The sequence below is a fragment of the Hymenobacter edaphi genome, from assembly GCF_003258365.1.
Taxonomy (GTDB): Bacteria; Bacteroidota; Bacteroidia; order Cytophagales; family Hymenobacteraceae; genus Solirubrum; species Solirubrum edaphi.
This window is the reverse complement of the sequence record NZ_QHKM01000022.1, coordinates 1-5,465: the sequence shown is the minus strand read 5'-3', so window position 1 is coordinate 5,465 and position 5,465 is coordinate 1. Positions and strand designations below refer to the sequence as shown.

Below are 5,465 nucleotides of genomic sequence, written 5' to 3'. Positions count from 1 at the left end.
CTTTACGGCCACATCCAGCACACTTTCCCGAAAATCACTCATCCTGATAGCTTTATCCTTGCCTTTGTCATCAAGCAAGCCCAGCATCATCTTGAACTCCTGAATGTCATACTTTTTGGATTCGCCCTGGTCTTTCCACTGACTGCAATACTGATAAATCCGCTTAGCATACTTGCTAGTGAGGCGCAGTGCCGAAGCCAATTCATAGCTAGTGAAGTTCTCTTTCAGGTCAAATAGATAGGGGGTAATGTCCTCTGTGAGCTTGATTTCAATGATTCCTTGCCCAAGTAGGTAGTCCACACGCTGGAACATCCAGAGTTGCCGGTACCGGGTTTCGGTTTGCACCTCAAAGACACGGCTACCCATGTCAGCAGTCGCCTTATGGAGATAGGCAGCGTTATATTTTTTGCCAGTTAATGAGGATAAATCCTTGATGTTCAATTCATAAACCCTGTCCTGCTGGTCTTTTCGGAGCTTAGAGATAAGAAAGAACAGCAAATCAAGCTGCAGCTCCGAATACTCGTACCGAGCATTGGTTAAAGCATTGTGTTGGCGAACTTCTAGGTCCTTGCTCATAGTGTCCTAATGGCTGATTACTGGGCAATTATAAGAAAGAAACGGGTATCGTATTCGGATTCCGTTTTTAAATTCCGTTTCTCACCCACTAAAACCCGTTTTCAAACCCACTAAAACCCGTTTCTCACCCACTAAAACCCGTTTCTCACCCACTAAAACCCGTTTCTCACCCACTAAAACCCGTTTTTAAGTGTCATAAATAGCTGTAAATCAACATGAAAGCAGCCCCTCAAATAAGACAAATAAGCTCAAATACACCAATTGTTGTTTCGCGCGAGGCAAAAAAGCTTCTAGGGCTTGTTCGAGAGTACAACGGCGCGAGCAAAACAAAAACAGCAAAAGTCCTAGAGGCCAGTGACTTGCGAGCATTCAATAAAGTATATATTATTGGTAATCAACGGTTTATAAACCTTATTGTTGAGCTTATGTGCTGCTTTGAACTCCGGAATACTGTGCCCACAGAAACGGTAGCAGCTAAGGCCACAGGTCAGGAAAGGAGTACAAGAGGGGAAAGCAAGCGCACCGGGACAGGAGGCAATGACCAGGTGGGAGAAGGTGGCCAGATGGGGCAGCTGGAGGCGAGAGCAAGGTGGCCACGTTGCCGGCAGGGGAGCACCAGAAGTAGGAGGCAGGAGGTAACCGGAAGGGTGCAAGAGTTGGAACGGAAACCAACGGTAAAACCAACTGGGAGGCGCAGCGAAAAGAGTGGGCCAGGGGTTGCGCGTACGTGCGGGGAGCCGTACCTTGTGGGCCTAGTCCACATCGTTCAACGGTTTCGCGCAAGATGTGTTTCCTGAATCGCGCTTCGCGCAATTCAGGAAACCCGTTCGCCCGTTGGGCTCACTACACTTGCCCCTTCGGGGACCTCCCTATGGCAGACCTAGCAGCTCCTGATTCACCTCCCCACCGCCCCCGAAAAGGAGGCCGGAAGGCCGGCCCGTTGGCCGAAAAACAGCGCCACGTCGTGAGCGTCCGGCTCACGGACGCGGAGCACGAGCGCCTGACCCGTGAGGCCGAGCGGTATCAGCTGAGCCAGGGGGAAGTGCTGCGGTCGGTGTGGCGCAAGCAGAACACGGCCACGAAACTGCAGGCCCCGCCGACGCCGGAGGAAGCGCGGCAGCTGGCGCAGCTGGCCGGCATGGCGGCGAACCTGAACCAGCTCACCAAGCTGGCCCACCTGGGCCAGGACCAGCGCAGCGGGGCCACGACGGTACTCGGGCAGATGCACCAGCTGCTGAAGCGGCTCACGGGCGAAGGGGCATGATTGGAAAAGTGAAGGTGAACCAGTCGTTCGGGGCGATGTGTGCCTACGTGCTGCAGGAGAAGGCCCCCGGCAAAGGGGCCGAAGTGCTGGCCGCGCACGGGGTGCGCACGGACAGCGCCGCGCACATGGCGGCGGACTTTGACGCGGTGCGGGCCATGCGTCCCGGATTGGGAAAAGCGGTGCTGCACGTGGCGCTGGCCTTTCCGGTCGAGGAAAAGGAGAAGCTGACCAATGAGGTCATGGGCCGTATTGCCCAGGACTACCTAAAAGGGCTGCGAATCGACCCGGAGAACACGCAATGGGCCGTGGTGCGGCACCAGGACAAAACCCACCCGCACATGCACCTGGTGGTGAACCGGGTGGATCTGGACGGGCAGACAGTGAGTGACCAGTTTATCCGCTCCCGGAGCGTGGACGTGTGCAAGGGCATCGAGCAGGACTACGGACTGATTGTGGCCGACCAGGTAGGGCACCGGCAGGCCCGCGAAATCGGGCCGACCCCCAAGCAGCAGCAGGCCACGACCCCGAAGGAGCAGCAGTCGGCCGACTGGAGCCGCGCCCGCCAGGAGATTGGCCGCGCCCTGAGCTACACGGCGGGCCAGGCCCGCAGCTTCGACGAGCTGCGCGAGGCGCTGCGCCCGCGAGGCATCGAGCTGGAGCTGACGCGGCGCAAGGACGGGAGCCCGGCCGGGGTGGTGTTTGCCCAGGACGGGCACCGGGTGAAGGGCAGCCAGGTGGGCCGGGCGTACAGCGCGGGGAATCTGGAAGCAGGCTTTGCCAAGGCCCGCGAGCTAGGCCACGACCCGGCCCAGCAATGGCAGCAGCTGGGCCAGGATTACGCGCTGGCCAAGCTGGCGGCCGAGTACGCCCAGGCCAAGCAGCGGCAGGCCCAGCAGCAGCTGAGCCAGCAGCCATCCCAAGGCCTAGGGATGGGAGATTAACTTTTCAGCAACGACCGATGCAGGAGCTATTGGAAGATATTAACGCGCTACGGCGGGGTATTGAGACGCTGAACAAGCGCAGCTTGGAGCAGGGCCGGCCGGTGAGCCGGGCCGAGCTGGACGAGGTGCTGGCCACGGTGAAGCAGGAAGTGCGCTTTACCATCAACTACCAGGGCGTAGCGGAGGCCATCCAGCCGCACCTGGCCACGCCGGCGAAGGTGGAAAAGACGCTCACCACGGGCACGGCGCAGCTGCAGCAGGTGATTGACCGGATTCCGCGTAGCGTGCCCGTGGTGGGGGAAGTCTGGGGCTTTACCCATGTGCGGCTGGGGGTGGGGGTGGTGGCCCTGCTGCTGATGCTGACCAGCCTGAGCACCTACCTCTGGAAAGAGAAGGCCGCAGCCGAGGCGCAGGTAGCGCAGCTGCAGCAGGAGCAGGCCCAGAAAAAGCGGGCGCTGGAGTGGCTGACGAAGGGCTATTGGGACCTGAAACGGGACAATCCGAAGGTGGTCAAAAAGTATTTCCCACAGTAGGGCTTTTAGAGGTCTTCTCAGGAAACGGAGAATACAGCACGTTAAGCGCCCACAAGCCGCGTCCTGAGCACAGAGAAGGAACAGTCAACCGTTTACCTTACGTACCCTAAGCCGTCTCATTCATTCCTTGTTCTATGTCCGATTCCCGTTTTTCCCGCCGTGACTGGCTCAAAACCACGGCGCTGGCCACCACGCCGCTGCTGCTAGGCCCCTTGCCCTCCTTCGCCGAAGCCCCGGCCCCCGGCAACACCCCGCCGCTGAGCGCGGCCGACATTGCCGCCATCGAGGCCGCGATGGGCAAGAAAGGGGCCTACGTTGAAGCGCAGGCCACGCACAGCACCCCGTTGCCGCGCAACGACTTGAAGGTGACCATCAAGGGGGAGCCGGTGCCCATTGCCTTTGGTTTTGGCGGGTGGGTGGCCATCAAGCACACGCTGGACGGCAAATCGGCCATGCTCATGAGCGACACGGTGCTGCTGCAGGAGGAAGTCAACCCGCTCATGTCGGCCGCGCTGGCCCAGGGGCTGGAAATCGGGGCCGTACACAACCACTTCTTTTACGAGGAACCGCGCATCTTCTACATGCACATTCACGGCATGGGTGCCCCGGCCGAGCTGGCCCGCAAGTTTGCCGCCGCGCTCAAGGACTCCAAGTTGCTGCCGGCCAACCAGCCGAAGCCCAGCGGCGGCACCCCGGCCGCGCAGGCGGGCAACAACGCTACGTCGGCCCCCGGCCCGCCCACCGGCAAGGAGCTGTTTGATATTCCGGCGCTCGACAAAGTGGTGCAGTACCAGGGCACGGTGAACGGCCCCACCTACAAGTATACCGTGGGCCGAGCGGACCTGCAATCGGTGATGATGGGCACGGAAATGACCGCCGCCATTGGCCTGAACTCGTGGGCCGCGTTCGCCGGCAAGCAAGCTGACGCGCATGTGGCCGGCGACATTGCTATGCTGGAGCACGAAGTAAACCCGGTTATAAAGGCCCTGCGCGCCCACAATCTGGAGGTCGTGGCCGTGCACAACCACATGCTGTTTGACCAGCCGCGCATGATGTTCCTGCACTACTACGGTCGCGGCCCCGCCGCGCAGCTGGCTACCGGCTTCCGTGCCGCCCTCGACCAGTTGGGCAAGGGCAAAGCGGGCATGAAGATGAAGCACTGACGCGCCGGTAAATCGACCCCGTTTTTTAGGGGCCTAAACCGGAAAAGTACCACGCGCCGGCACCGGGGGCGGTGGGGAGCAAAACCGCACGGATTCCAAGATTGCTCCTATAAGCTACATTATGTTAAGGGATAAAACCGGGATGACGGACCCGCTTTTTGCACTCTCCCCACTGCCCCCTAAATCCTATCTGACTAGCCTACCAGCGGAGCCGGTAGGGCCGGGACGAAGTCGTCAAATACCTCGTAGCTGATGATTTTGTAACGACGGGCGTAGGCCCGCAGGTGCACGGCAATAATCCGCTCTCTGGTGGCACGATCGGAGCCCGGGGTGTACTCGATGACCATCATCCGCTTTTCGGCTTCCTGAGCCATCAAGAAGTGGCACGGAATGGCTTGTTGCTCGGCCTCGGTGAGGTGCACCGCGTTGCCGGGCTTCAAAACGACGAGTTCGAGGTAGATTTTTTGGCGCATCGGAGGGAGGGGCTCAGGCGGGCTTAGGGGCTTTGGCCGCGACCAGGCCCAGGCGCACGAGCAGCAGCCCGCCCGGATTGCGCGAGGCTTTGACCTTGCCCGTTTTCAGGTCGTGGTTGTAGCGGTTCACTTCCGCGACGTGGGCCGCACTGGCCAGGATGGTAGCCCGGTGTTTGGGGTCGGTGATGCGCAGCTCGTCCAAGATGCGGGCGGCGTTGTCGAAGTGGCTTTGTTGAACGCCAGGCACGTCCTGAACAGTGGTTACTAAGTCGAAGGGAATGGTTTCCGCTAAGGCTTGCCGCTTGATGGTAAAGACGATGTTTTTGTAGGTTCTAACCCGTTTTTCAAGCTTATAGCTGATGTGCAATTCAGTATGCTCATTGATTTGCTTTACGGCCACATCCAGCACACTTTCCCGAAAATCACTCATCCTGATAGCTTTATCCTTGCCTTTGTCATCAAGCAAGCCCAGCATCATCTTGAACTCCTGAATGTCATACTTTTTGGATTCGCCC

6 protein-coding genes and 1 pseudogene are annotated in these 5,465 nt (G+C 59.2%); 4 read left to right on the top strand and 3 right to left on the bottom strand.

Translation table 11 applies throughout. The annotated features are described in order from the left end of the window. Nucleotides 1-576, bottom strand: a 576-nt coding sequence (locus DLM85_RS24710; protein ID WP_133257275.1) for a replication initiation protein, incomplete at its 3' end; no start/stop codon positions are given. A gap of 784 nt (nucleotides 577-1,360) precedes the next feature. On the opposite strand from DLM85_RS24710, the gene DLM85_RS26390 reads away from it, so the two are divergent. The 4 genes from DLM85_RS26390 to DLM85_RS24690 all read left to right on the top strand — a co-directional run bounded on the left by DLM85_RS26390 (nucleotide 1,361) and on the right by DLM85_RS24690 (nucleotide 4,477). After that, nucleotides 1,361-1,840 carry a MobC family plasmid mobilization relaxosome protein gene (locus DLM85_RS26390; RefSeq protein ID WP_111480865.1) on the top strand — a complete coding sequence of 160 codons (480 nt, stop codon included), beginning with the start codon at nucleotides 1,361-1,363 and terminating at the stop codon, nucleotides 1,838-1,840. Continuing rightward, nucleotides 1,837-2,781 (top strand): relaxase/mobilization nuclease domain-containing protein, encoded by a 945-nt coding sequence (locus DLM85_RS24700; RefSeq protein ID WP_111480864.1) that lies wholly within the window; start codon nucleotides 1,837-1,839, stop codon nucleotides 2,779-2,781. Before DLM85_RS26390 ends, DLM85_RS24700 begins: the two co-directional genes overlap by 4 nt. 17 nt (nucleotides 2,782-2,798) lie before the next feature. Next, complete coding sequence (locus tag DLM85_RS24695; protein WP_111480863.1) at nucleotides 2,799-3,314, top strand: hypothetical protein; 516 nt, start codon at nucleotides 2,799-2,801, stop codon at nucleotides 3,312-3,314. Nucleotides 3,315-3,448: 134 nt separating this feature from the next. Next, nucleotides 3,449-4,477 (top strand): DUF1259 domain-containing protein, encoded by a 1,029-nt coding sequence (locus tag DLM85_RS24690; protein WP_111480862.1) that lies wholly within the window; start codon nucleotides 3,449-3,451, stop codon nucleotides 4,475-4,477. 194 nt (nucleotides 4,478-4,671) lie between these two features. Here the strand turns inward: DLM85_RS24690 and DLM85_RS24685 are convergent, their stop codons facing one another. Then, nucleotides 4,672-4,950 carry a hypothetical protein gene (locus tag DLM85_RS24685; RefSeq protein ID WP_111480861.1) on the bottom strand — a complete coding sequence of 93 codons (279 nt, stop codon included), beginning with the start codon at nucleotides 4,948-4,950 and terminating at the stop codon, nucleotides 4,672-4,674. A gap of 13 nt (nucleotides 4,951-4,963) precedes the next feature. After that, nucleotides 4,964-5,465, bottom strand: a pseudogene (locus tag DLM85_RS24680) (RepB family plasmid replication initiator protein); the annotation flags it as partial.

What these genes read in the sequence shown, in the direction of transcription:
- DLM85_RS26390 (WP_111480865.1), top strand. Translation starts at nt 1,361, where the DNA reads ATGTGTTTCCTGAATCGCGCTTCGCGCAATTCAGGAAACCCGTTCGCC.
- DLM85_RS24700 (WP_111480864.1), top strand. Translation starts at nt 1,837, where the DNA reads ATGATTGGAAAAGTGAAGGTGAACCAGTCGTTCGGGGCGATGTGTGCC.
- DLM85_RS24695 (WP_111480863.1), top strand. Translation starts at nt 2,799, where the DNA reads ATGCAGGAGCTATTGGAAGATATTAACGCGCTACGGCGGGGTATTGAG.
- DLM85_RS24690 (WP_111480862.1), top strand. Translation starts at nt 3,449, where the DNA reads ATGTCCGATTCCCGTTTTTCCCGCCGTGACTGGCTCAAAACCACGGCG.
- DLM85_RS24685 (WP_111480861.1), bottom strand. Translation starts at nt 4,950, where the DNA reads ATGCGCCAAAAAATCTACCTCGAACTCGTCGTTTTGAAGCCCGGCAAC.